Annotated in this window: 29 protein-coding genes; 2 read left to right on the top strand and 27 right to left on the bottom strand. The window is 60.2% G+C overall.

Going from position 1 to position 22055, the window contains the following annotated elements; all coding sequences use genetic code 11:
* Nucleotides 1-129: 129 nt before the first annotated feature.
* The 3 genes from KVH01_RS02220 to dapE are packed head-to-tail and all read right to left on the bottom strand — an operon-like array spanning nt 130 to nt 2522.
* A complete protein-coding gene (locus tag KVH01_RS02220; RefSeq protein ID WP_217880300.1) occupies nt 130-507 on the bottom strand; it encodes a hypothetical protein in 378 nt (125 codons plus the stop codon).
* Between the two features lie 54 nt (nt 508-561).
* Nucleotides 562-1371, bottom strand: a complete 810-nt coding sequence (locus KVH01_RS02225) for a putative RNA methyltransferase (protein WP_217880301.1) — start codon at nt 1369-1371, stop codon at nt 562-564.
* Nucleotides 1371-2522 carry a succinyl-diaminopimelate desuccinylase gene (gene dapE, locus KVH01_RS02230; protein WP_043050894.1) on the bottom strand — a complete coding sequence of 384 codons (1152 nt, stop codon included), beginning with the start codon at nt 2520-2522 and terminating at the stop codon, nt 1371-1373. Before dapE ends, KVH01_RS02225 begins: the two co-directional genes overlap by 1 nt.
* Nucleotides 2523-2794: 272 nt before the next feature.
* Between dapE and KVH01_RS02235 the strand changes: the two genes are divergently transcribed.
* Nucleotides 2795-4219: an IS1182 family transposase gene (locus KVH01_RS02235; protein WP_217880603.1), complete on the top strand. Its 1425-nt coding sequence runs from the start codon at nt 2795-2797 to the stop codon at nt 4217-4219.
* 130 nt (nt 4220-4349) lie between these two features.
* Here the strand turns inward: KVH01_RS02235 and KVH01_RS02240 are convergent, their stop codons facing one another.
* Nucleotides 4350-6941, bottom strand: coding sequence for a glycosyltransferase (locus KVH01_RS02240; RefSeq protein WP_217880302.1), 2592 nt, complete (start codon nt 6939-6941; stop codon nt 4350-4352).
* 217 nt (nt 6942-7158) lie between these two features.
* Between KVH01_RS02240 and tcdA the strand changes: the two genes are divergently transcribed.
* Nucleotides 7159-7968, top strand: a complete 810-nt coding sequence (gene tcdA / locus KVH01_RS02245; protein ID WP_371920232.1) for a tRNA cyclic N6-threonylcarbamoyladenosine(37) synthase TcdA — start codon at nt 7159-7161, stop codon at nt 7966-7968.
* 489 nt (nt 7969-8457) lie between these two features.
* Here the strand turns inward: tcdA and KVH01_RS02250 are convergent, their stop codons facing one another.
* From KVH01_RS02250 to KVH01_RS02360, 23 genes are all read right to left on the bottom strand, one after another.
* Nucleotides 8458-8871, bottom strand: coding sequence for a SufE family protein (locus KVH01_RS02250; protein WP_043049609.1), 414 nt, complete (start codon nt 8869-8871; stop codon nt 8458-8460).
* Nucleotides 8868-10073 carry an aminotransferase class V-fold PLP-dependent enzyme gene (locus KVH01_RS02255; RefSeq protein WP_217880303.1) on the bottom strand — a complete coding sequence of 402 codons (1206 nt, stop codon included), beginning with the start codon at nt 10071-10073 and terminating at the stop codon, nt 8868-8870. Before KVH01_RS02255 ends, KVH01_RS02250 begins: the two co-directional genes overlap by 4 nt.
* Nucleotides 10074-10140: 67 nt before the next feature.
* Entirely contained in the window at nt 10141-11175 is a 1035-nt protein-coding gene (gene dapD / locus KVH01_RS02260; protein WP_217880304.1) for a 2,3,4,5-tetrahydropyridine-2,6-dicarboxylate N-succinyltransferase, read from the bottom strand.
* 31 nt (nt 11176-11206) lie between these two features.
* Nucleotides 11207-11569, bottom strand: coding sequence for an ArsC family reductase (locus KVH01_RS02265; RefSeq protein WP_217880305.1), 363 nt, complete (start codon nt 11567-11569; stop codon nt 11207-11209).
* A 50-nt stretch (nt 11570-11619) separates the two neighbouring features.
* A complete protein-coding gene (locus KVH01_RS02270) occupies nt 11620-12723 on the bottom strand; it encodes a phage integrase Arm DNA-binding domain-containing protein (RefSeq protein WP_217880306.1) in 1104 nt (367 codons plus the stop codon).
* On the bottom strand, nt 12704-12946 hold the full coding sequence (locus KVH01_RS02275; RefSeq protein ID WP_005785574.1) for an excisionase: 243 nt from the start codon (nt 12944-12946) through the stop codon (nt 12704-12706). The genes KVH01_RS02270 and KVH01_RS02275 overlap by 20 nt, the downstream gene beginning before the upstream one ends.
* Nucleotides 12943-13167, bottom strand: coding sequence for a hypothetical protein (locus KVH01_RS02280; protein ID WP_217880307.1), 225 nt, complete (start codon nt 13165-13167; stop codon nt 12943-12945). Before KVH01_RS02280 ends, KVH01_RS02275 begins: the two co-directional genes overlap by 4 nt.
* Nucleotides 13168-13202: 35 nt before the next feature.
* A complete protein-coding gene (locus tag KVH01_RS02285) occupies nt 13203-13526 on the bottom strand; it encodes a hypothetical protein (RefSeq protein ID WP_217880308.1) in 324 nt (107 codons plus the stop codon).
* 49 nt (nt 13527-13575) lie between these two features.
* Nucleotides 13576-13890: a hypothetical protein gene (locus KVH01_RS02290; RefSeq protein WP_217880309.1), complete on the bottom strand. Its 315-nt coding sequence runs from the start codon at nt 13888-13890 to the stop codon at nt 13576-13578.
* A 49-nt stretch (nt 13891-13939) separates the two neighbouring features.
* Nucleotides 13940-14620 (bottom strand): hypothetical protein, encoded by a 681-nt coding sequence (locus tag KVH01_RS02295; protein WP_217880310.1) that lies wholly within the window; start codon nt 14618-14620, stop codon nt 13940-13942.
* Entirely contained in the window at nt 14617-14892 is a 276-nt protein-coding gene (locus KVH01_RS02300) for a hypothetical protein (RefSeq protein ID WP_217880311.1), read from the bottom strand. Before KVH01_RS02300 ends, KVH01_RS02295 begins: the two co-directional genes overlap by 4 nt.
* Before the next feature lie 79 nt (nt 14893-14971).
* Complete coding sequence (locus KVH01_RS02305) at nt 14972-15436, bottom strand: hypothetical protein (RefSeq protein WP_217880312.1); 465 nt, start codon at nt 15434-15436, stop codon at nt 14972-14974.
* On the bottom strand, nt 15433-15744 hold the full coding sequence (locus KVH01_RS02310) for a DUF4406 domain-containing protein (protein WP_217880313.1): 312 nt from the start codon (nt 15742-15744) through the stop codon (nt 15433-15435). The genes KVH01_RS02305 and KVH01_RS02310 overlap by 4 nt, the downstream gene beginning before the upstream one ends.
* Before the next feature lie 44 nt (nt 15745-15788).
* Entirely contained in the window at nt 15789-16712 is a 924-nt protein-coding gene (locus tag KVH01_RS02315) for a DNA cytosine methyltransferase (protein WP_217880314.1), read from the bottom strand.
* A 7-nt stretch (nt 16713-16719) separates the two neighbouring features.
* On the bottom strand, nt 16720-17877 hold the full coding sequence (locus tag KVH01_RS02320; protein ID WP_225924000.1) for an RNA-directed DNA polymerase: 1158 nt from the start codon (nt 17875-17877) through the stop codon (nt 16720-16722).
* A 212-nt stretch (nt 17878-18089) separates the two neighbouring features.
* Entirely contained in the window at nt 18090-18443 is a 354-nt protein-coding gene (locus tag KVH01_RS02325) for a four helix bundle protein (RefSeq protein ID WP_034134182.1), read from the bottom strand.
* A 57-nt stretch (nt 18444-18500) separates the two neighbouring features.
* The gene (locus KVH01_RS02330) at nt 18501-19094 is read right to left on the bottom strand and encodes a DUF1566 domain-containing protein (RefSeq protein WP_217880315.1); all 594 of its coding nucleotides are present in this window, start codon (nt 19092-19094) and stop codon (nt 18501-18503) included.
* Nucleotides 19095-19214: 120 nt separating this feature from the next.
* Nucleotides 19215-19691 (bottom strand): hypothetical protein, encoded by a 477-nt coding sequence (locus tag KVH01_RS02335; protein WP_217880316.1) that lies wholly within the window; start codon nt 19689-19691, stop codon nt 19215-19217.
* A 57-nt stretch (nt 19692-19748) separates the two neighbouring features.
* Entirely contained in the window at nt 19749-20060 is a 312-nt protein-coding gene (locus KVH01_RS02340; RefSeq protein WP_217880317.1) for a hypothetical protein, read from the bottom strand.
* A gap of 81 nt (nt 20061-20141) precedes the next feature.
* Entirely contained in the window at nt 20142-20456 is a 315-nt protein-coding gene (locus KVH01_RS02345; RefSeq protein ID WP_217880318.1) for a hypothetical protein, read from the bottom strand.
* Nucleotides 20453-20734 carry a hypothetical protein gene (locus KVH01_RS02350; protein ID WP_217880319.1) on the bottom strand — a complete coding sequence of 94 codons (282 nt, stop codon included), beginning with the start codon at nt 20732-20734 and terminating at the stop codon, nt 20453-20455. Before KVH01_RS02350 ends, KVH01_RS02345 begins: the two co-directional genes overlap by 4 nt.
* Before the next feature lie 602 nt (nt 20735-21336).
* A complete protein-coding gene (locus KVH01_RS02355; RefSeq protein ID WP_217880320.1) occupies nt 21337-21507 on the bottom strand; it encodes a DUF3927 family protein in 171 nt (56 codons plus the stop codon).
* Nucleotides 21507-21941, bottom strand: coding sequence for a tellurite resistance TerB family protein (locus KVH01_RS02360; protein ID WP_217880321.1), 435 nt, complete (start codon nt 21939-21941; stop codon nt 21507-21509). Before KVH01_RS02360 ends, KVH01_RS02355 begins: the two co-directional genes overlap by 1 nt.
* Between the last annotated feature and the right edge of the window lie 114 nt (nt 21942-22055).

Below are 22055 nucleotides of genomic sequence, written 5' to 3' on the forward strand. Positions count from 1 at the left end.
ACCACTGAACCAATGTGGGAGGGGGCTTGCTCCAGATGGCAGAGTATCAGTCAATGTATTCAGTGACTGACCCACCGCTATCGGGAGCAAGCCCCCTCCCACACTTTTGATTGGGTTTACAGATCAGGATCAGGTGGTTTTCCAGGTGATCTGTTCTTCACCGTCTACGCTGATGCGAATCCAGGTATCGGCACTTTCCTCACCTTCCTCTTCAACCCACGTCCCCGGTGCACAGCGCACTTCGACGTTCAGCGCGACGAACGCAGCGCGGGCGCAGGCGATGTCGTCTTCCCACGGGGTCTGGTCGCTTTCCAGGTACAGGCTGTTCCACTTGCCGACGGCTTTCGGCAGCCAGGTGACCGGCACGCTGCCGGCCTTGCACTTGTAGGTCTGGCCTTTCTGGATCCAGTCGGTGCACGGGCCCAGGGCGCCGCCGAGCCAGGCGGCGATGGCCTTGTGATCGACGTCGGCGTCTTTCAGGTAAATCTCAATATCAGGTTGGCGCATGGATGTTCCTCGTTGCGGGATTCGAAAATCCATTCGCGGATGCTTGAAAGGCGGTTATTGAAGCACGAAATAATCGTAGCGCATCGACACAGTGACCAGCAGTGGCTCAACCGCCTCGATCACCTCGCTGCGACGCTCGGCACTGGCACGCCAGCCGTGGGGCGTCATCGCCAACAGGTTGGCGCGGTCCTTGGGGTTGGCAAGGCTCAAGGTGAATTCCAGGGTTTCACTGTGCGCAAGGCTCATGCCGTCCGGCACCAGGGCCAGATGTTTGTCGTCGGTGTACTCGCGCACTTCGTCGTACAGACGCTCGCGCAGTTCCATCAAGTGGCCGCTGGTCGGACCGACCTTCATCAAGCCGCCGCCGGGGCTGAGCAGGCGCTTGGCTTCTTGCCAATCCAGCGGGCTGAACACGCTTGCGAGGAACTGGCAGCTGGCATCGGCCAATGGCACACGGGCCATACTGGCGATCAACCAGGTCAGGTCAGGGTTACGTTTACACGCGCGCTTGACTGCTTCCTTGGAGATATCCAGGGCATAGCCATCGGCATGGGGCAGGGCCTCGGCGATCTGCGCGGTGTAGTAACCCTCGCCACAACCAATATCTACCCAGCGCTGCGGTGCACGTTCGACGGCCAGTTCGGCCAGGCGTTTGGCCACCGGGGCGTAGTGCCCGGCGTTGAGGAAGTCGCGGCGCGCCTCGACCATGGCCAGGTTGTCGCCTGGGTCGCGGCTGTTCTTGTGCTGCACCGGCAACAGATTCAGGTAACCCTGGCGCGCGCGGTCGAAACGGTGCCCGGCCGCGCAGGCCACGCCATTGTCCACCGCATTGAGCGGTGCGCTGCAAATGGGGCAGGCAAGCATCAGGCGAGCAACTTGATCAGGGTCTGGTAATAGATTTCGGTCAGTACATCGAGGTCGCTGGCCAGGATGCGTTCATTGACCTGGTGGATAGTCGCGTTGACCGGGCCCAGTTCGACCACCTGGGTACCCAGGGTGGCAATAAAGCGCCCATCGGAGGTACCGCCGCTGGTGGACGCCTTGGTCTCACGTCCGGTGATCGCCTTGATGCTGGCGGATACCGCATCCAGCAGAGCCCCCGGCTCGGTGAGGAACGGCAGGCCCGACAGTGCCCACTCCACGTGCCAGTCCAGGCCGTGTTTATCCAGGATCGCCGCGACCCGTTGTTGCAGGCCCTCGACGGTGGATTCGGTGGAGAAGCGGAAGTTGAACACCGCCGTCAGGTCACCGGGGATCACGTTGGTGGCGCCGGTGCCGGAGTTGAGGTTGGAAATCTGGAAGCTGGTCGGCGGGAAGAAGGTGTTGCCGTCATCCCAGTGCTCGGCAGACAGTTCCGCCAGGGCCGGCGCGGCGAGGTGGATCGGGTTCTTCGCCAGGTGCGGGTAGGCCACGTGGCCCTGTACACCGCGTACGGTCAGGGTGGCGCCGAGGGAGCCGCGACGGCCATTCTTGACCACGTCGCCCACCAGGGTGGTGCTCGAAGGTTCGCCGACGATGCACCAGTCCAGGCGCTCCTTGCGTGCCGCCAGGCGTTCGATCACGGCCTTGGTGCCGTGGTGCGCCGGGCCTTCTTCGTCGCTGGTGATCAGGAAGGCTACCGACCCCTTGTGGTCCGGGTAGTCGCTGACGAAGCGTTCCGCTGCCACCAGCATCGCCGCCAGGCTGCCTTTCATGTCCGCCGCGCCACGCCCGCAGAGCATGCCATTTTCATCGATCAACGCATCGAACGGGTCGTTCTGCCAGGCCTGCACCGGGCCGGTCGGTACTACGTCGGTGTGACCGGCGAAGCACAACACCGGGCCCTCATGCTTGCCGTGGGTGGCCCAGAAGTTGTCCACGTCGAAGATGCGCATCGGTTCAAGCGCAAAACCGGCGTCGCCCAGGCGCTGCATCATCAGCTTCTGGCAATCGGCATCGATCGGCGTGACCGAGGGGCGACGGATCAGGTCGATGGCAAGTTGAAGGGTCGGCGAAAGGTCGGCATGGGCCGTCATGGGGAAACTCCGGAAATCGAGGCGGCGACGTTCTAACTGTAGGAGCGAGCTTGCTCGCGAAAAACTCAAGGGCACCGCGCGCATTCAGGATGCCCACGTCATCGTTAACGATTTTCGCGAGCAAGCTCGCTCCTACAGTGATGGGTGTAAGGCACACAAAAGGGCCGTTATCTTATAGCAAAACGGCGGCCAGAGCAGACTGTGTGAAAACCTAGCAATCTGCCGGCCGGTTAAAGAAAATGCCCGTATCGCAAGATACGGGCATTTTGCTTATGCGCTATATCCAAGGTGAAGACCGCTCCCAGAGCGCTCTGTTTCCACTTTCGTTGGACGAACTTATCCCCGATGACCATCTGGTTCGGGTGATCGAGGCCTACATTTCCCTGCTGGACCTTGAGCAGTTGGGTTTCGACAAAGCCAGACCCAAGGCCACGGGACGCCCTTCGTACGATCCTGCCGATCTGCTCAAACTCTATCTGTACGGCTATTTCCAGCGTATTCGCTCGTCGCGACGACTCGAGGCCGAGTGTCAGCGCAACGTTGAAGTCATGTGGCTGTTGGGCCGACTGGCCCCTGACTTCAAAACCATCGCTGATTTTCGCCGCGACAACAGTGCGGCGTTCAGCGCCACCTGCCGCGCCTTTGTTCAGTTTTGCCGACACGCTGGCCTGATTGCTGGCGAGCTGGTGGCCATCGATGGCAGCAAGTTTCAGGCGGTGGCTTCGAATCGAAAGCACATGACGCCGAAAAAGCTCAAACACCAGGAAGCGGCGCTCGAGAAGCGCATTGAACGCTATTTGGCGCAGCTCGATGAGGCGGATCGTGGCGAGGAAGGGGAATCCATTGACCGCTCGGCGGTGCAGGCGACGCTTCGGGAGTTGCAGGTAAAAAAGGCCAATAACCAGACCTGCCAACTGCTCATGGAAGCTCAAGGTCTGGTTCAACACATTGTGGGCGAGTCCGATGCGCAAAAAATGCGCACGCCTTCTGGCAAGTTCGTGGCGTACAACATCCAAAGCGCCGTGGACGCTGAACATTGTCTGATTCTGCACCACGAGGTAACTCAGGATGGCTCTGATCGGCAGCAGCTTGAGCCAATGGCAAAAGCTGCTAAAACCGAGCTGAATCAATCGCAATTAAGCGTCACGGCCGATGCCGGCTACTCCAATGGCGAACAGTTTCAAGCCTGTGAAGATGTCGGCATCATGGCCTTCGTACCGCCTAATCGCTCGGTCAACAATCAAGGTGACGGTACTGAGTTTTTTGATCGCACGGACTTCAAGTACGAGGAACAACGCGACGCTTATCAATGCCCTGGCGGTAAATGGCTAACACTTAAGCAGATGAACAAAAGCAATCGGATTTATCAGGCGACTATCGCCGATTGTGGCGTTTGTCCGTTAAAAAGCCGCTGTACCAAAACGAGCCGCCGCCACCTCACGCGCCATGCTCATGAAGCCGCTTTTGAACGGATGGAGCAGCGAATGCGGGCCCATCCCGAGATGATGGCTAGCCGACGATCTATCGTCGAACACCCCTTCGGCAATCTCAAGCAATGGCTATTTGGCAATGGCCGGTTCTTGCTACGACAGCTGAAAGGCGCCAGAGCCGAAATGGCACTGGCGGTACAAGCCTACAACCTGAAAAGGGCGATCAAGGTGCTCGGAGCACAAAAGCTGATGGCGTTGATGGGCTGAGAGGCCCATTATTTTTCAGATTTCAGAAAAGCCAATGCCCCGACAAGTCGGGGCATTGGCTTTTAAACAGTGGCAGACTGCGTTTTCACACAGTCTGCAGAGGCCGCCGTTTAGTGCATTGCGCAAGTTTTTACACCGCAGGCACAGGCTCTGCCTTCGGTGCCGGCTTGGGCAGCGACGACAGAAACGCCATGATCAGCGCCGCTACGTACGGCAGCGATTGCACCAGCAGCATCACTACCCAGAAGCGTATGTCGTTGCTGGGCAGGCCCTGTACCAGGTAGATCCCCAGCGCGGCGCCCCACAGCAGCAGCATGATGAACATTTCTTCGCGGGCTTCGGAGATCGCCACCCAGAAGCCGTGGTTATCCGCGTTTTTCGGCGTACGAAAGAACGGAATGCTGGTGGTGAAGAAGCCATACAGCACCGCCTTGGCGATGGTGTGGGACAGCGCCAACCCGGCCAGCGCGGCGCAGAACGCATCTTTCAAGTTCACGCCTACCGCACGACGGTAGAGGAAGATGATCTTGCCGACCTTGAACACAAACAACGCCAATGGCGGGATGGCGAAAATCAGCAACGGTGGGTCGACCCGGGTCGGCACGATGATCATTGCCGCCGACCACAACAGTGCGCCGACGGTAAAGAAGATGTTCATGCCATCGGCCACCCACGGCAGCCAGCCGGCGAGGAAGTGGTAACGCTGGCCACGGGTCAGCTCGGTGTCCTTGCCGCGCAACAGGCTGGCGGTGTGGCGCTTGATGATCTGGATCGCACCATAGGCCCAGCGGAAACGCTGTTTCTTGAAGTCGATAAAGGTATCCGGCATCAGGCCCTTGCCGTAGCTGTCGTGGTAATAGGCCGCCGACAGGCCTTTTTCGAACACGCGCAGCCCCAGTTCGGCGTCTTCACAGATGCACCAGTCGGCCCAGCCCAGCTCCTCGAGCACCGAACGGCGGGTCATGGTCATGGTGCCGTGCTGGATGATCGCGTCGCGATCGTTGCGGGTGACCATGCCGATATGGAAGAAGCCCTTGTATTCGGCATAGCAGAGCTTCTTGAAGGTACTTTCGTTCTGGTCGCGGTAATCCTGGGGCGACTGCACCACAGCGATTTTCGGGTCGGCGAAGTGCGGGACCATGTGCTTGAGCCAGTTGGGCGACACGCAGTAGTCCGAGTCGATCACCGCGATCACTTCAGCATCCTTGGCGGTGTGTGGGATCAGGTAGTTCAGCGCGCCACCCTTGAAACCAGCCAGAGGGGCGACGTGGAAGAACTTGAAGCGCGGGCCCAGGGTTTCGCAGTAGTCACGCACCGGCTCCCACACCGCAGGGTCCTTGGTGTTGTTGTCGATGATCAGGACTTCGTAGTCCGGGTAATCGAGGGCGGCCAGGGCGTCGAGGGTCTGTTTGACCATCTCCGGCGGCTCGTTGTAGCACGGCACATGGATGGACACTTTCGGGCGGTAGTGCGAATCCCCGATCACCGGCAGGAATTCACGCCGACGCTTGTGGGTCCACACCGCTTCTGCCAGTTCGTGGGCTTCGGTCAGCAACACGATAAACACACCGAGGGCGCCCAGGGCGAGGAGGATGCCCACGGTGACGCTGAACCAAGTGCTGTATTGCTGGCTGTAGTCGTAGCCGATCCAGACCAGCACTGACCCACACAGGAACGCGACAAAGGTCAGGAAAGTACGACCGCGTTGACGCAGGGCCGAGCCGTCGATCATCAGCAGGGTCAGGGACAGCAGTGCAAGCACCACCGAGCCGATGGCCAGCACGCGCCATTGCGGGATCGCCACCACCGGGCCTTCAAAATTGAATTTCTGCTGGCGTGCGGCGTTGAACACGCCCCAATACGCGCCCGCCGAGCCTTCGTCGCTGACCTTCCAAGGCTGGTCAAAGGCCTCGATCACGAAGTAGTTGTAACCCTGGCGATTGAGCTTGTTCACCAGCGTGCGCAGGTAAATCGCCTGGTCGGCCGGGGACGACTCATTGCCACCGCGCATACGACCGTTGCTCGGCCAGCCAACTTCCGACAGCAGCAGCGGTTTTTTCGGGAAGGCTTTCTTCAGGTCTTTGGCGCGGTCGATCACGTATTGGCCGGCCTTGTCCATCGGGATGTATTCCCAGAATGGCAGGATGTGCGCGGCAATCAGGTCAACGTGCTTGGCCAGTTGCGGGTTCTTTTCCCAGATGTGCCATTGCTCGGAGGTGGTCACCGGTACTTTTACCGCGGAGCGCACTCGGTCCAGCAGCACGATCAGGGCTTCTGGGGTGATTTCTTTTCGGAACAACGCCTCGTTGCCGACCACCACGCGCACGACACTGCGCGAGGTGTTGGCGATTTCGATGGCGCGCTGGATTTCACGCTCGTTGCGTTCCAGGTCCGGGCTGATCCAGATCCCCAGGGTCACGCGCAGGCCGAACTCTTCGGCCAGCTTGGGGATGTCGCCCAGGGTGCCGTCGACCGAGTAGGTACGGATGTTATCCGTCAGCTTGCTCATGATCGCCAGGTCTTGACGCATCTGTTCGTCAGTGGGGAACTGGTTTTTCTGCGGGTACTGGCCCTGCTGGAACGGCGAGTAGGAAAACCCGGAGATCTGTTCAGGCCAGTTGGGAGTGGTGACCGGGCGGTTGATCAGCGCCCAGAAGCCGGTGAACAGCGCGGCAATTGCCAGCACTACCACCAGGTTGAGTCCAAATTTACGCGATGACATGGCGATTTCGGGTTCCAAAAGGTGTGGAACGAAAAGAGGTGTCGGCCTACGCCGAACGGCGCGCATCCTACACCGGCCCCTCCCTGAGCGTATAGCAGACAAGGAAAGGCCGGACGTTAGTCTGCGAAAGTTCACCTAAGTTCTTTACTTGTAGCTGGAAGCTTCGAACTTGTCGCTCTGTAGTCCATAATGCGCGCCGGTTTTTGGGGTAATGATCATGAGTACAGAAGATCCGCGGTTTGCAGGCGTCGCCCGCTTGTACGGCATTGAGGGCCTGGAACGCTTGAAAGCGGCCCATGTGGCAATTGTCGGCGTCGGCGGCGTGGGCTCCTGGGCGGCGGAAGCGATTGCCCGTTGCGGGGTGGGCGAGATTTCACTGTTTGATCTGGACGATGTCTGCGTCAGTAATAGCAACCGGCAGTTGCATGCCCTGGACAGCACCGTGGGCAAGCCCAAGGTCGAGGTTATGGCCGAGCGCCTGCGGGGCATCAACCCGGATTGCACCGTGCATGCCGTGGCGGATTTCGTCACTCGCGACACCATGGCCGAGTACATCACCCCGAACATCGATTGCGTGATCGACTGCATCGACGCCGTCAACGCCAAGGCGGCGCTGATCGCCTGGTGCAAGCGCCGCAAGATCCAGATCATCACCACCGGCGGCGCCGGCGGGCAGATTGACCCGACGTTGATCCAGGTGTGCGACCTGAACCGTACCTTTAATGACCCCCTGGCCTCGAAAGTGCGCTCCACCCTGCGCCGCGACTATGGTTTCTCCCGCACTGTGACCCGCCATTACAGCGTGCCCTGTGTGTTTTCCACCGAACAGCTGCGCTACCCCAAGCCGGACGGCAGTATCTGTTTGCAGAAGAGTTTTGTTGGCGATGGCGTAAAGTTGGACTGCGCGGGCGGGTTTGGCGCGGTGATGATGGTGACGGCTACCTTCGGGATGGTGGCGGCGACCAAGGCGGTGGACAAGATTGTGGCTGGGGTGCGCAGACCTTCGGAGCGGGTCAAGCCCCTCTGAGTCTCAGAGCTTTACACCGTTCAAAATGTGGGAGGGGGCTTGCTCCCGATGGCGGCCTCAGGGCCGACCAGGATGTTGGATCAGACTGAGTACATATCCGTTATTTGGGTAACGGCCGCTATGGGTTCCGCCCTTACGGCGGCTCACTTTTGAAAACAGCGCAAAAGTAAGCAAAACGCTCTTGCCCCACCACTCGGCACCTCGCTCAGGCTCGGTGTGCCCGTAATCCGCCATGGATTTGGGGGGCCGCCGCCACGCGCCATCCATGGCGCGGGGCGGCTAAACCGGCATCCCTGCCGGTTTACCCCCAAATCCCTGTCGAATTCCGGCCAGCGTGGTTTAACGGGGCGCCTGAGATCAAAAGCAGATCAAGGTCAAGAGCGGCTCGCTTCGCATCGTGGTTACCGTCGGTTGCTATCAAGTTGGAGTGTCAGATTGATAGATCTGGTGGCTGATACGCCGCCATCGGGAGCAAGCCCCCTCCCACATTCAGTTGTGTGTATGGCTTAGTTCGCGCATACGTTGCAGGACTGCATTCAAGCCGTTGGTGCGCGATGGTGACAGCTGCCGGGACAGGCCTAGTTGTGCAAACCAACCCGGCAAATCCACCGCTTGCAGTTCATCAGCCGACACCCCATTGACCCGCGCCAGCAACAGCGCCACCAACCCGCGAATCATCCTTGCCTCGCTGCTGGCAGCAAACTGCCAATGGCCGTCCTGCAAATGCCCCACCAACCACACCAGGCTTTCACAGCCTTGCACCAGGTTGGCGTCGACCTTTTCATCATCCGCCAACGCGGGCAGTCGCTCGCCCCATTGCATCAGCATCCGCGCGCGCTGCTCCCAACCGCCGACAGCCTGGAATGCCTGCAGCGCAGCCATCGCGTCCACTGGCAAGCTCATCGCAACATATCCAGCGCCTGGTCCAACGCTTCAAAGAAGCGCTCCAAGTCATCGGAGTCGTTGTACAGCGCCAGGGACACTCGAATGGCGCCGGATAAGTGCATGGCCTTGAGCAGCGGCATTGCACAATGATGCCCGGCGCGCACGGCGATGCCTTGCTCGGTCAACAGGTGAGCCAGGTCGGCGTTATGCACACCGTCCACCACAAAGCTCACCAGTGCTGCTTGCGGTGATCCCAGTACGCGCACGCCATTGCGTGCTTTCAGCCCGCGCAGCAAATAGTCGTGCAGTGCCGCTTCATGGGTGGTCACGGCGTGCTGATCCAGTGAGCTCAGGTAATCCAGGGTGGCACCCAGGCCGATCACGCCGGCAATGGGCGGCGTGCCGGCTTCGAACCCCAGTGGGGCAGGGCGGAAGCTGGCGCCTTGATAATCTGCCTGCTGCACCATCTCGCCGCCAAACTGCCAGTGGCGCAGGTGATGCAGGGCAGCGTTGCGACCGAACAGCACGCCGACGCCGTCCGGGCCGTAGAGCTTGTGGCTGGAAAATACGTAGAAATCGCAGCCCAGGGCCTGTACGTCGTGGCGACCATGCACGATGCCTTGGGCGCCATCCACAACAGTCAGGGCACCGTTTGCCTGGGCCAGCGTCAGTAGCGCTTCCAGCGGCTGCCAGGTGCCCAGCACGTTGGACAACTGGCTCACCGCCAGCAGGCGCGTGCGCGGGCCGATCAATGATGCGGCGGCTTGCAGGTCGATCACGCCGTCATCGTCCAGGGGCAATACCACCAGCGTCAGCGCACACCGTTTGGCCAATTGCTGCCAGGGCAACAGGTTGGCGTGGTGTTCCAGGGCGCTGATGGCTATCTCATCGCCCGCATTGAATAGGTGCTCAAGGCCATAGGCCAAGAGGTTCAGCGCAGAGGTTGCGCCGTGGGTGAATACGACCTGCCCGCTGTCGCCTGCATTCAACCACTGCGCGACCTTGCTGCGACTGTCCTCAAAGGCTTGGGTCGCATGGGCCCCCGGCAAATGCTGGGCGCGGTGCACATTGGCTGCGCCATTGGCGTAGTAATGGCTGATGGCATCCAGCAGGGCCTGGGGTTTTTGGGCGGTGGCGGCGCTGTCCAGATAGGTCTGGTCTTGCCTTTGCAGGGTGGCGATGGCCGGGAAATCGGCGCGCCAGGGGGAGGGCACAAGCATGGTGGTCAAAACTCGTATAAGCGGGCCGCCCCGAAGGTGCGACCCGCTAGTGGCATCGAGTGGCTGCTTAGTTGTGAGCGTGCAGCGCTTCGTTCAGTTCGATGGCCGATTTGTGGGTTTTGCATTCCACGGCACCGGTCTCGGAGTTACGACGGAACAGCAGGTCTGGTTGGCCAGCCAGCTCGCGCGCCTTGACCACCTTGACCAGCTGGTTTTGCTCGTCGAGCAGGGCAACCTTGGTGCCGGCGGTGATGTACAGGCCCGATTCCACGGTGTTGCGATCGCCCAATGGGATACCGGTACCGGCATTGGCGCCGATCAGGCAGCCTTCGCCCACCTTGATCACGATATTGCCGCCGCCCGACAGGGTGCCCATAGTGGAGCAACCGCCGCCCAGATCCGAGCCTTTGCCAACGAATACGCCTGCCGATACGCGGCCTTCGATCATGCCCGGGCCTTCGGTGCCGGCGTTGAAGTTGACGAAACCTTCGTGCATCACGGTGGTGCCTTCGCCCACGTAGGCGCCCAGGCGGATACGCGCAGCATCGGCGATACGCACACCGGCCGGTACCACGTAGTCGGTCATTTTCGGGAACTTGTCCACCGAGAACACTTCCAGCAGCTCGCCACGCAGGCGCGCTTCGAGTTGGCGTTCGGCAAGCTCGTTGATATCGATGGCACCCTGGCTGGTCCAGGCCACGTTCGGCAACTGCGGGAACACGCCGGCCAGGTTCAGGCCGTGGGGCTTGACCAGGCGATGGGACAGCAGGTGCAGCTTGAGGTAGGCCTCAGGCGTGGAGGTCAGCGCGGCGTCTTCGGCCAGCAAGGTAGCGACCAGCGGCGTATGACTTTCTGCCAGGCGATTTAGCAGCGCGGCTTGGGTGGCATCGACGTTCTTGAGTGCATCGGCCAGTTGCAGCGCTTGGCTGATGGTGAACGTGATCGCGTGGTTGCCCTCGGTGTAACCCAGGATCGGCGCAATGGCCGCAACGATTTCTGCCGACGGGTTGAGCAACGGTTGTGCGTAAAACACTTCCAGCCAAGCACCTTGGCGGTTCTGAGTGCCGACGCCGAAGCCCAGGCTGAACAGGGAATTGGACATGCTGTTACCTCTACAAAAATGGAAGGCTGGCCTACTTGAGGGCCGCCGAATAACTATCTGGCTTGAAGCCAATCAGGGTTCTGTCACCGAGATCGAGCACCGGGCGCTTGATCATCGAGGGTTGTGCGAGCATCAATTCAATGGCTTTCGACTGATCGAGATCGGCTTTGCGTTCGTCTTCGAGTTTGCGAAAGGTGGTACCCGCACGGTTCAAAACCACCTGCCAACCGTGCTCGTTGCACCATTGGGTCAAGTGTTCGCGGTCGATACCGGCCGTTTTGTAGTCATGGAACTCATAGCTCACCGCGTGCTCATCGAGCCAGGTGCGCGCCTTTTTCATGGTGTCGCAGGCTTTGATGCCGTAAAGCTGTAAGTGCTTGATTTCACTGGGCATAAAATCCTCCCCAAAACTTCCCCAATATCGCCCAAAAATTCAGCCGTCGATTATGCCACGTCGATCCACTCAGCGCCTCGGCTGTCGCGGTACAGATCGGTCATTGTGGCCGAACGATGACCGAGTAGTTTCTGGGCGTCACGGCCTTCAAGCTCATGAAGGCGTGCAGCCAGCGAGCGTTGTTCGTGAAAGGACGGTGGCTGGCGCCCAAAACTTATACCCAGCTTCGCGCCGGCCTTGTCGCGCGCTTCGGCAAATGCAGAGCTCAGCGTGTCCAGCACCAATGGCTGGCCAGCCTTTGCCCGGCCCGAAGCTTGTGCATGGTGCACCAGGTGTTGTGACAGAGCGCGGTCGCGGCATTGCTTAATTACGGTGGACAGATCCAGGCCGACCGACTCGAGGCGAAGCGCGGTGCTGATCCGCAGCCGGGCCCCGGTCTTGGACTGAACGACATGAAGGAAGCCGTCGTGCACGTCCTTGAAAAGCATCGAGGCTATATCGTCCCGGCGCTGGCCAGTCAGCACCGCCAGTTCCATTGCCCTGCGAAGCCATGGTTTCTTGGCTTCCTCATAGATTGCCTTCCACAGTTCCAGCGTCAGCCGTTCGCGCTTGATGCTTACCCGCGCGGCCTTGGTCACTTCGACCGGGTTGGCGTCTGCCCACCCTCGCGCCTGAGCCTCGGCGAACACGTCTCGCAACAGCGAGCGCATCGCCCTGGCCATCTGCGCCTTTCCCTCTTTAGCCATGCCCGTCAGGTAATCGGCCACATCCATCGTTGTGATGTCCTTAATCCCCTTCGAGCCGAAGACTGCCGTCAGGCGGTTTAGCCGCATACCCACGTTTTTATTGCTGCTTGCCGACAGCTTCCGCTCGGCGAACAGCTCGCGGTATTCGTCCAGCCATTCCGAGAACAATTTGCCAGGCGCTGGCGCCGGAGTGCTGATGCGCTCAGCCAGCGTTGGTTTGATGGCGTCTGCGTGGTTGGCGGCGACGGCCTCTCGAATGGCCGCCTCCTTATCCTTACCCAGGCCGAATACGCGACCGCTGATTGGGTCGCGGTAGGTGTAATAAGTGACGCCGTTGCGGGCGTCAGTTTTACGGTAGAGATTGGGGGGGAGGTCCTTTGACCCGGTGTTACGCGGCCTGGGCGCCATGGCGGGCTCTCTCTATTCTGCTGATCAGGCTGCCCCCTGTGATTCGGGCGGGCTGCTGCTCAGGGTCCTGATAATGTGCGTCCGATTCTACATAGTAGTTGCGGCCGTGCTTTACGGGTACAGGGTTGATTCGGCCCTCCCGTGCCCATTTGCGTAGGGTGTTGGGGCTTGGTGGCGTTTTGAACTCGGCCGCCGCCCATTCATCTAGGGTGACTTTGCTCATGGATTCCTCCCGCCGGCAGTGGGCCGCGCTGTCTTGATGATGTGGATTGCCAGGCCCAAGCTGATCAGCAGCCAGGCGCATGTGCCGGCGAAGGCGTAGAGCAGTGCCTCGGTGGTGCCGGTGCCAACAAGGCCGGGCCCGGCCCAGAAGAACCAGCCGAGTGTTCCTACCAGGTACAGAAAAGCGCCCAGCAGTATCAGGGTGAGTTTCATAGCGAACATGGGGTGTCCTTGCCGCGCTGGGCGGCAGAAGGTGGTTAATCCATCTGATACCAGACGTAGCAGTCGACGCCCTGGTCCTTGAGTGATTTGTGCATGGCCTGGACGCCGGCATAACGACGATTGCCGATGCCAGCGAAAGGGGTGTCGAGGTGGAAGCCTCGGCGGTGCCAGCCAGTCGCCTCCTGGAGGTATCCGCGCATACCATTAACCCATGACTCGCGAACACCGGGCATTGGGATAACAACTCGGTCACAGTTGGCGCTACCGCCATCGTCGTCGCATGCATCAGCGGCGGCTTGGCCTGCTTTAATTGCAATTTCAATCTTTGGCGGCAAGGCCACGATTTCTTCTTTGTTCATGCCATAGCTCCGCCCGCCGCTCACCGGCAGGCATGTAGGGGGATTGGGGTTAGGCTGTTGCTTTGATGGAGATGCCGGCGGCGGTCATTGCAATGCGCACATCGATGACCGGAGCCAGGCCCATGGCGCAGTTGGCCGTGTCGTCCTTTTCGCGATCCAAGCGCCCGTCGTTATCCCAGGCCTCGACGGCGGGCAGGTCCACCACCAGGGTTTCGCGAGAGCGCTTGAACCAGTACCAGGCCCTGGCAACGCGTGGCACGCTGTAGCTGTCGCCCTGGCGCTGCAGTTTGATGAAAGCCACTGGCATCTTGCCGTTGTCGTCGCTGAAGGCTTGTTCGAACTGTTCCTGCATTGTCTGCGTCATGGCTTGCTCACCTTGTAGATGAAGACGTAGGCGAACCAGAGGGTGGCGATCATGGCGTCACCCGCTTGAACGAAACCGCCCAGACCCACGGGTTGGCGACCCATGCATGCGGTCCATTGATGGAGTTCCACAAGTCGCTGAATGCTTCTTTGGCAGTCGGCCATGGTGTAACGAGGTTTCCAGGGCCTTCTCTACTTACCCACGTATCGCTGCCGTCGCGCATCAGGCGCACACCCTCGGCTTTGGCCTGGTCTTCGCTGATGTCCTGCAACCGCTCGACGCGCACGTCGGTGATCTCCAGCAGGATGCGGCACGCAACCCGCGGCATGTGAATGCTGGGTTTGTACTTCAGGCCGAAGTCTTTCCGTGCCTCGTCGCTGTGTGACCTAGGGCGGCAGTCGGCAGCATAGGCGTAGCGCTGTAGCGGGCCGGCCGGGTCTGGGCGGTGCTCAACGCCGGTACCGCGCAGATCGATGAAAGTCTCGCGCACCCACAGCCGGTCGCCTGGCTTGCCGTAGGGGCAGTCAGCGATGATCTGTGCTTTGGCATTCGGATAAAGCCAGTGGCCGCCTCGCTTATTTTTGAAAGTCAGCATTGGGCCGATCATGTCGACCATGCGTACTTCGGGCTGCGGCTTCACCGCACGGCGCGTGACCGTCTTCCGGCCTTCCAGGATGGCGCGCACCATCGGCGCCGAGAACAGGATCGGCCATTCCTTGACGCTGCTCATGCGGACTCCTTGGCTGGTGGCCATTTCGCGTACTCGTTTGGCGGAAGCTGATCAGTTACGTCATGGCTGGCCCATGCGAGAAATTTCTCCTTGGTCACCTTCGGGTAGTGCTTGCCGAATCCGACCGAAGGGCCGTCGTACTGAACCTCACACGAGCCGACCCACGTGATAGTTCGGTCGTTGATCGATGGGTTCCAGGTGGCACCGGCCTTGGCTGGCTTCTTTGCTCGGTAGGTCCGGCCTACCTGGAGTTTGAGTTTTTCTTCAGGCATGACTTCGTCCTTGCCGCTATAGCGGCTGACTTTGAAGGGGGAGGGGTTACAGGTTTTGCGCGGGAGTACGGATGTACTCCTATCGGGATTTTGCGCTCTGCCACGACAACTCTAGGGCGTCTTCGCCTTGCTGAGTCATTTCCCACAGTGCAGGGCTGCGCTGCACACGATTCAGTAGGCCGAGCTGGGTGAGCAGGTCAAACCAATGCCGTCCGATGTCCGCACCTTGGCCGTCGTCCGCGCACTCCTGGAAGCGTTCCAGTTTGCGGATGACCTTTTCGGCGAATGGATGCATCGCTGTCGCCACTGTCAATTTTTGCTGCTGGGCGTCACGCTGACCCTCAATTCGGCAAAGAAGACTACCGCGATAAGCCAGGCTTTCCTTAATCTCTGAAAGCTCGGCCAGAGCCGCGTCACGCTCGGCGGTTACCCGGTCGAAGTCTGAGGCGAGCACGACCAAGCGCTCTTCTGTACCCATCCGGCGCCCAGGCAAATCCAAGAACATCCCATGCCAGTCAGCCTGATACCGTTTAGCTTCGCTCATACAGCCTCCCTCGTTACCAGATCATGGGCATCCACAACGGTCATGCCGAGCTTCTCGGCGATCAGCACTTCCAGCTTTGCGCCCTTTGAATGCTCCCAACCGGGCAGGGTGGCCACGGTGTCGCAGTCCATCAGGGCGGCAATGTCGCGGCGCATACAGTCGGTCCAGGTGCCGCCTTCTGGGTTGATCTCGGCGGGGTTGGTGACGGTGTGGCCGCTGGCGCGAAGGCTGGCGGTCATGCTGTGGAAGGTGGGGAAGTTCAGCCCTGGCAAGCCGCTCATGGGCCCGCTGAGGTAAATTCGTTTCACGGGGAGTCCTTGCCGGGCCATGCCCGGGCGGTGGAGTGGGGGAGTTATGCGGCTTCGAGATAAGCTTCGATCACTCGCTGTCCGGCCAGCGGCGGTACTGCGTTGCCCGCCATGTGCATGGTCAGCCGGTGGTTGTCAGGTCGCAGGGTATTGGTCGGGAATGACTGGGCTGCCAGAGCCTCATTAGCGCTGAGCATTCTCATCTCGTTGCCGCGTACCAGCGCCCACCGATCCAGCGTGGTGATGGTGCCGATTGGTCTGCCCATGTCTCTGCCCGTGAGTCCAGAGCCTTTGCCGTAGTAGGGCATGATGAACTGATCACCGAAGCGATCCCTGCCGTTAGCCACGCGCGCGAGAGTTGCCGCGGCACGACCAGGCTTGTCTATGAGCGACCATTTTCCAGAGTTGAAATCAAGGAAGCTGGTGGCCGGAACATGCTCATGCCGCTGTATTTGGAGCAGTAGTGGCGCCCTGCTGCGGGTCAGAACCAGAAACAGACGAATACGATGCTGGGGAACGCCAAGGTCGGCGCAGTCGACGATGTGCGGCGCAACCTGGTATCCAAGAGCCTGAACAGCTGCGAGCCAGGCTGGATATAGCGCCCAGTCCATGAACTCGGCCACGTTCTCCAGTAGGCCGCCTTCGGGTCTGTGAAATTCAAGCGCAGAGACAACCGCCCAGGCAGTCGAGCGGCTCGCGTCGTGCTGCGGATTACCCGATGACTTGCCACGCGCCTTTGAATGGCCCTGGCAACACGGTGACGCCAGAAGCAAATCATGCCTGGGAACCGTTTCCCACTTGGCCTGGTGAAGGTCTTGGCATACATGCTGGGTGCCTGGGTGGTTGGCGCTGTGCCATTTGACGGCTTCAGGCCAATGGTTGGCAGCCCAAAGAACGTTAACGCCGGCAGCGCGTGCACCAGTACTCCATCCGCCCAGCCCGGCGAACAAATCGATTGCTGTTGTCATTATGAATTTACCGTTTCTGAAAGGTTTTGGTCAGCGCCGAGTTGACGCTGTTGCCGCGCTTCAGCACGACGCGGGCGAGTGCCGCCCGGTCTTTCTCGCTGTGGCTGGCCTGACTGAGCAGGCCGAAGTAGCTGTTGGCCGTCTCGCGTAGATCCTCGGCTGGTGCTGCGGCCGTTCGCTTCAATGCCTGGGCCAGTGATCGCTTGCGAGTGGTACGCCGCCAGGGCTTGATGACGTGGCCCACGAAGTCGACGCCGCGATCCACTGGCTGCAGGATCGTCTTCGTGGGGTTGAGCTTGGCGCCGAGCCTCGGCAGGAATGCTTCGACCTCGGCCAGCCACTGGTTAAGTTGCTGCGGTGACTCATGCAGAAAGACGAAGTCGTCCACGTAGCGTATGTAGTGCTTTGCGCGCAGCGTGTGCTTGGCGAACTGGTCCAGGGCATCGAGGTAGACGTTGGCGAAGAACTGCGACGACAGGTTGCCGATCGGCAGGCCGAGGCTTGCGGGCTGCGCGACCAGGCGCTTGTGCTGTGGCACCCGGTTGAACAGGTGGGCCGGGCTTCGCGTCTCGTAATCCTCACGCGGGTCGTGCATGAGGATCTGCGTTGCCAGGGCCAGCCACCAGGGTTCGGTGATCCTTGCCTCCAGCTGCTTGCGCAGCACCGCCTTGTCGATGGCGACGAAGAAGTTGGCCAGGTCGCACTTGAGGTAGAAGATCGGCTTCGACCAGTTCTCGCTGGCGCTGCGGATCTTCGATTCAAGACGCTTGGCGGCGTACAGCGTGCCGCGCCCTGGGATGCATGCGCAACTGTCCGCTATGAAGCTGGCGTAGAAGCGCGGGGCCACATGGTTGTACATCAGGTGGTGGACGACGCGATCCCGAAAGGCTGCCGCCCAAACTTCGCGGGCTTTCGGGCGGGAGACAACGAAACAAATGGATCGGCCTGGCCGGTAAGTGCCGGCAATCAGGTCGTCGTACAGTTCCAGCAAGTTGATCTCCATGTCCTTCTCGAATTGTCGGGCACTCGCGGAGTTCCGCTTGTTGCGCCGACAGTCGTAGTAAGCCTGGACGAGATCCTCGAACTGGAATGGAGCAACACTTAAATCTGCGGACAGGGCGCGCGAGCCGCTCGTTGTTCTTGTCGTTGTTGTTGAGCCAGCCATCTTCAAAGTCCATGTTGTAGGCGTTGTTGGCGGAGCGCTGCGACCTGTCGAGCTATCTAAATCGCCAAGCCGAAGGCATTGCCGATCAGCTTGGAAACTGCGCGAGACCAGCCCGGACGCTTTAGACCGGTGGTATCTGTTGTGCGCATGGCGGTGACCAAGAGGTCAGCGGCTCGACCAGATTTGGCGCACAGGCAAGAGGGCCTTAACCCTCAAGCAGCGGGCGCGGTTGCGGACTTCTTCCAGGCGTTTGCCTGGCGGCCAACTGAGGCCGTCATCATCATTGCCTTGGCGTGCTGCCCTTTGCTGATCAACCCTCTGTTGGTGAGGGCGCGCAGCAAGTAGTTGAGCATCCAGATGCTTTCAAGCAGGAGGTTGATGTGGGGTAGCTTCTCCCGGGTCATGTTGGCCCGGCCGATCAGAACCAGGACCTGCAAGCACTCGTCCCGGATCTTTGCCCCGACAACCTGTTTCAGGTCGCGCGGGATGTTGCGCACCAGGTCAAGCGAAAGCCCGAGCAACTCCTCGGCCACTTTGTGGATTTCCAAATCCGTATGCAGCGCCATCCCTGGCCTCCTGAAAAGCGAGGGTGCTATCGCACCCATGAATGAAGAATTGAATGATCAAATAAACTTTCTGCGGACAGGGCGCGCGAGCCGCTCGTTGAGCTTGCCGTTGTTGTCGAGCCAGCCAGCTCCAAAGTCCATGGTGTAGGCGAAGTAGGCGGAGCGCTGCGAGCTCGTCCAGTGATAGGCCTTGGTGAACACATCTGGAACGGTGATTTCGAGGAAAGACGCCTCACGGCGCGCCATCAGGTAAAAGTCCTTGTGACCATCGCGCTCGTACGCGGCGCAGAATTGGGCGGCAGGGTGGTCGTGTTCCCGATTGCTGCTTATCAGGTAAGCGGTGTTCGCCTGGCCATCCCATGGGGATTTGGCGCCGTCGAGTTCTTGTCCGTAGCTGCCCCACTCAAGACTGGACTCAGCATCTGCGCCCGTCGGCATGATGAGGTAGTAGGGCTTATCGCCGCCAGGGAACAGGCCGCCGTTCACGCCGCCTTCGCCGGGCCAGTATTCGCCGATAGCTGGGATGCCGCTTGCGGTGATGGCGGGCTCGGCGGCGATGGCGAGCGTCGCCAGTTTCAGAACCACCGCTTCGTCTGGGCCACTGATCATCAGATCGCCACGGGTGTACGTGGTCAGTTCATTTGAACGCATGGGATGCTCCTGTGAGTGAGATAAGGGTGCAGGTAGCCGGCGCTTCCCGACGAGCTTCTGGTCTGAGCGCCGTCCTGGCGCTCCCGGGAATCACCTGCGAAAAACGAATGAAGAAATGAATTACTGAATAGGCAGGCTGCGGACAGGGCGCGCGAGCCGCTCGTGGAACTTGGCGTCGAAGTTGAGCCAGCCATCTTCAAAGGCCATGTGGTAGGCGTAGATGGCGGAGCGCTGCGTACTTAGCCAGTGGTAGCGGTCATCGCGGAGCTCCACCAGGCCATCAGACATTGCCGCCATCAGCAGCTGGCCTTCCAGGCAAGACGGGATGAAGCCATCCAGCTCCAGGGCCTTGATGGCGATCACACTGCCAGCCTCGGCCATCGCCCTGGTGTTGGCTTCGCCGTCGCTGTAACTGCCGGTGCCTTTTATCTCGACGCCGTACTCACCCCATGGGCCGCTGAGTTCGTCAGGCAGTAGGATCAGGGCGCGCTCGGCGCCGTTGAGCCAGTAGCGGGTGACGAACACACCGCCGGCCAGAGGTTGGCCGCGCTCAGGGAGTTCGGCGGCGAGTACTGTTTGCTGTGCTTGCTTGGTCATGGGGTTACTCCGGGTAAGCGCCGCCCTCCGTTTACCGGATGCAGCGAGTAGGGTGGGTTATGCTGGTTCGATACCGGTCTTGCTGAACTCTTCAAGCTGTCGCGACTGCTTTTCTGTTATCTCGAAATCAGGTCGCGACATGTTCACGAGGCGGGCCGACACTTCGGTGGGTGCCGCCGCCAGATTGATCAGGAAGGTTGATACCGTTTCCTGCCATTCCTCAAAATCGTGACGCTCGCCCAGCACTTGAAGCGCATCATCGAGCGCTTTCGAGACAATCAACGAGCGCTTCTCGGCGCCGATCTTGTCGAGCAGCGCCTTCTCTTTCGCACGCTTGTCCCGCTGGATCTGGGCGTTGTCCTTGGCCATGGCCTACCTCTTCGATTTCATGTGCTGGCAAATCAAGCCATGCCTGGCGCCGGCGTTGGCGCACCTGGTTGTTGATGCGTCTCATGGGGTGTCGGCGAACTTGAAGCCGTTCTCCTGGGCGATCAACGTCACGCGCTTGATGTGCATGCCCAGGTTCTTTGCTGCAACGCTGGCCACGACACCCTTGGCTGCTTCGGCGCGCACGGAAGGTGCAAGCTTGTCGCGTTCTTTGCGCAGGCGTTCGTGGTGTGCCGTGGTGCCGCTGTAGGGACCGTCAACACCAACGCCGTTCGGGATGATCTGGGCTTTCTTGCCAGAGCCGAAGAACGCTTCCAGCTGCTGGTTCAGGTTGTCGATAATCGAGTGCCGTGGATCCGGCATTGGTTCGCCGATCATTGCGCACCGCCTGAGAGCGTTACCTTCACGCCATCTGCACGCGCCTCAAGAGCCTGGGCAAAGTTGCTTGCCTCCTTCCAGGTCCAGCGGAAGCCCTTCACCTTTCGTGTTGCGAGCTCGACGATGTGATACGCCTTACCGCGGGTGATGATCTGATAGCGGATCTTCTGCACTGGCTGCTCCTTGCCGATCAAGGCGTAGAAGTCTTCGGTGGCAATGCGGGAGCGAACATGCAGGGCCGCAACCCCGTCTACGCGCTGTTGAATTGATGCGTGCATGGTGGATACCTCAGTGGGTTGCGTTTATTCGTCAGCACCCTGACCGCCTGGTATGTGCCGGTGAGCCCAGGGGAGGGGGCTGGCGGGTAAAGGCCAGTCGTAAAAAAGCCCAGTCGAAACCGGGCTTTCAGTGCGCTTCGTAGACCTCCCTACGTCACGCGGTCGACGCTTTGGCGTCTAGGGTTCGTTGTGGTTCACATGGCTGCCAATCCTCCGCGCTGGGTGGGCTGAATGCAGGTGGCCGGCAAGTGCCGGGTGTTCGTCCGCATTGGACTGCTCTCAGGCTTTCGGTGAAGGTTCTTTAACGATCTAAAGCCTGTCGTGAAAGGTGGAGAGCAGTCCGATGCGGCCTGGTGCTGGGGAGTACCAGGTGCTCGGGCCGTCTTTCCGGCTGTCCGTCGTACTCTTCCGACTGTCAGCGTTCTTGATTTGGCTCATTGGCTAAGCCTGCGCTCATACGGAACGAAACGAACACTGCTCTGGAGTGTTCACAGAGACCGTCTTGTCCGACGGCCGTGGCGGAGGCGGCTTTATCCCCGCTCTGGATTCGTTTGGGCCTTCGCCATCCCGCTGCCCACTCAGTGAATGGGCAGAAGTGATGCTCAGCGTTGTTTGATCAGCGGCCAGATCAGAAGCAGGATCAGCAGCGCAAGGAACCCGTCGGCGCACATGCTGATGATTCGAGACACTGAATCGATCAGCACCACGCCGATGAGCAGAGCGAAGATGAGAAACGCACGCAGGCGTTTAACCAGCTCTGTGATCCCCGGCATTACAGGTGGTCTTTCAGGTTCAGGCCCAGCAGCTTGGCGCTGCGCTCCAGGGCGGTCAGTTCGGCTGGTTCGATCTCGCCGTCGGCCTCGGCCACCGTCAACATGACGTTGAGGACGGTCAGCGCTTCGGCTGGAGAGTGAGCCAGGTCGCCCAGTTCTTTCTCGGCGTTCTGGCGCAGGATGCGAGCGCCTGACTTGAAGTCGGTCTTGGCACGGTCGATGGTGTTGGACAGCTCCGCGCCGAAGCCCTGGAGCGCCGGGTTGTTGCTGAGGATGGTTTCGATCTTGGACAGCTCACTGTCTTCCAGCTCGCCATCGGCAGCCGCAACGTAGATCGAGCCGTACACGACCGCTTCCATCAGGTCGCGGTTGGCCAGCTTGGAGACTGCTGCGCGGGCTTGGCCGGATTTCTTGCCGAACAATTTGCCTAACATGGTGATTCCTCTGGGTTGGGTTACATCCCGCTGCACCCTGTCGCCAAGGTGCACAAGTGATGCTCCGCTGGCGTTTAAGCGATAAAGACACCATCGTTTGATTCTCCTGCTGGG

This window comes from Pseudomonas khavaziana, assembly GCF_019145205.1.
In the GTDB taxonomy this organism is placed as follows: domain Bacteria; phylum Pseudomonadota; class Gammaproteobacteria; order Pseudomonadales; family Pseudomonadaceae; genus Aquipseudomonas; species Aquipseudomonas khavaziana.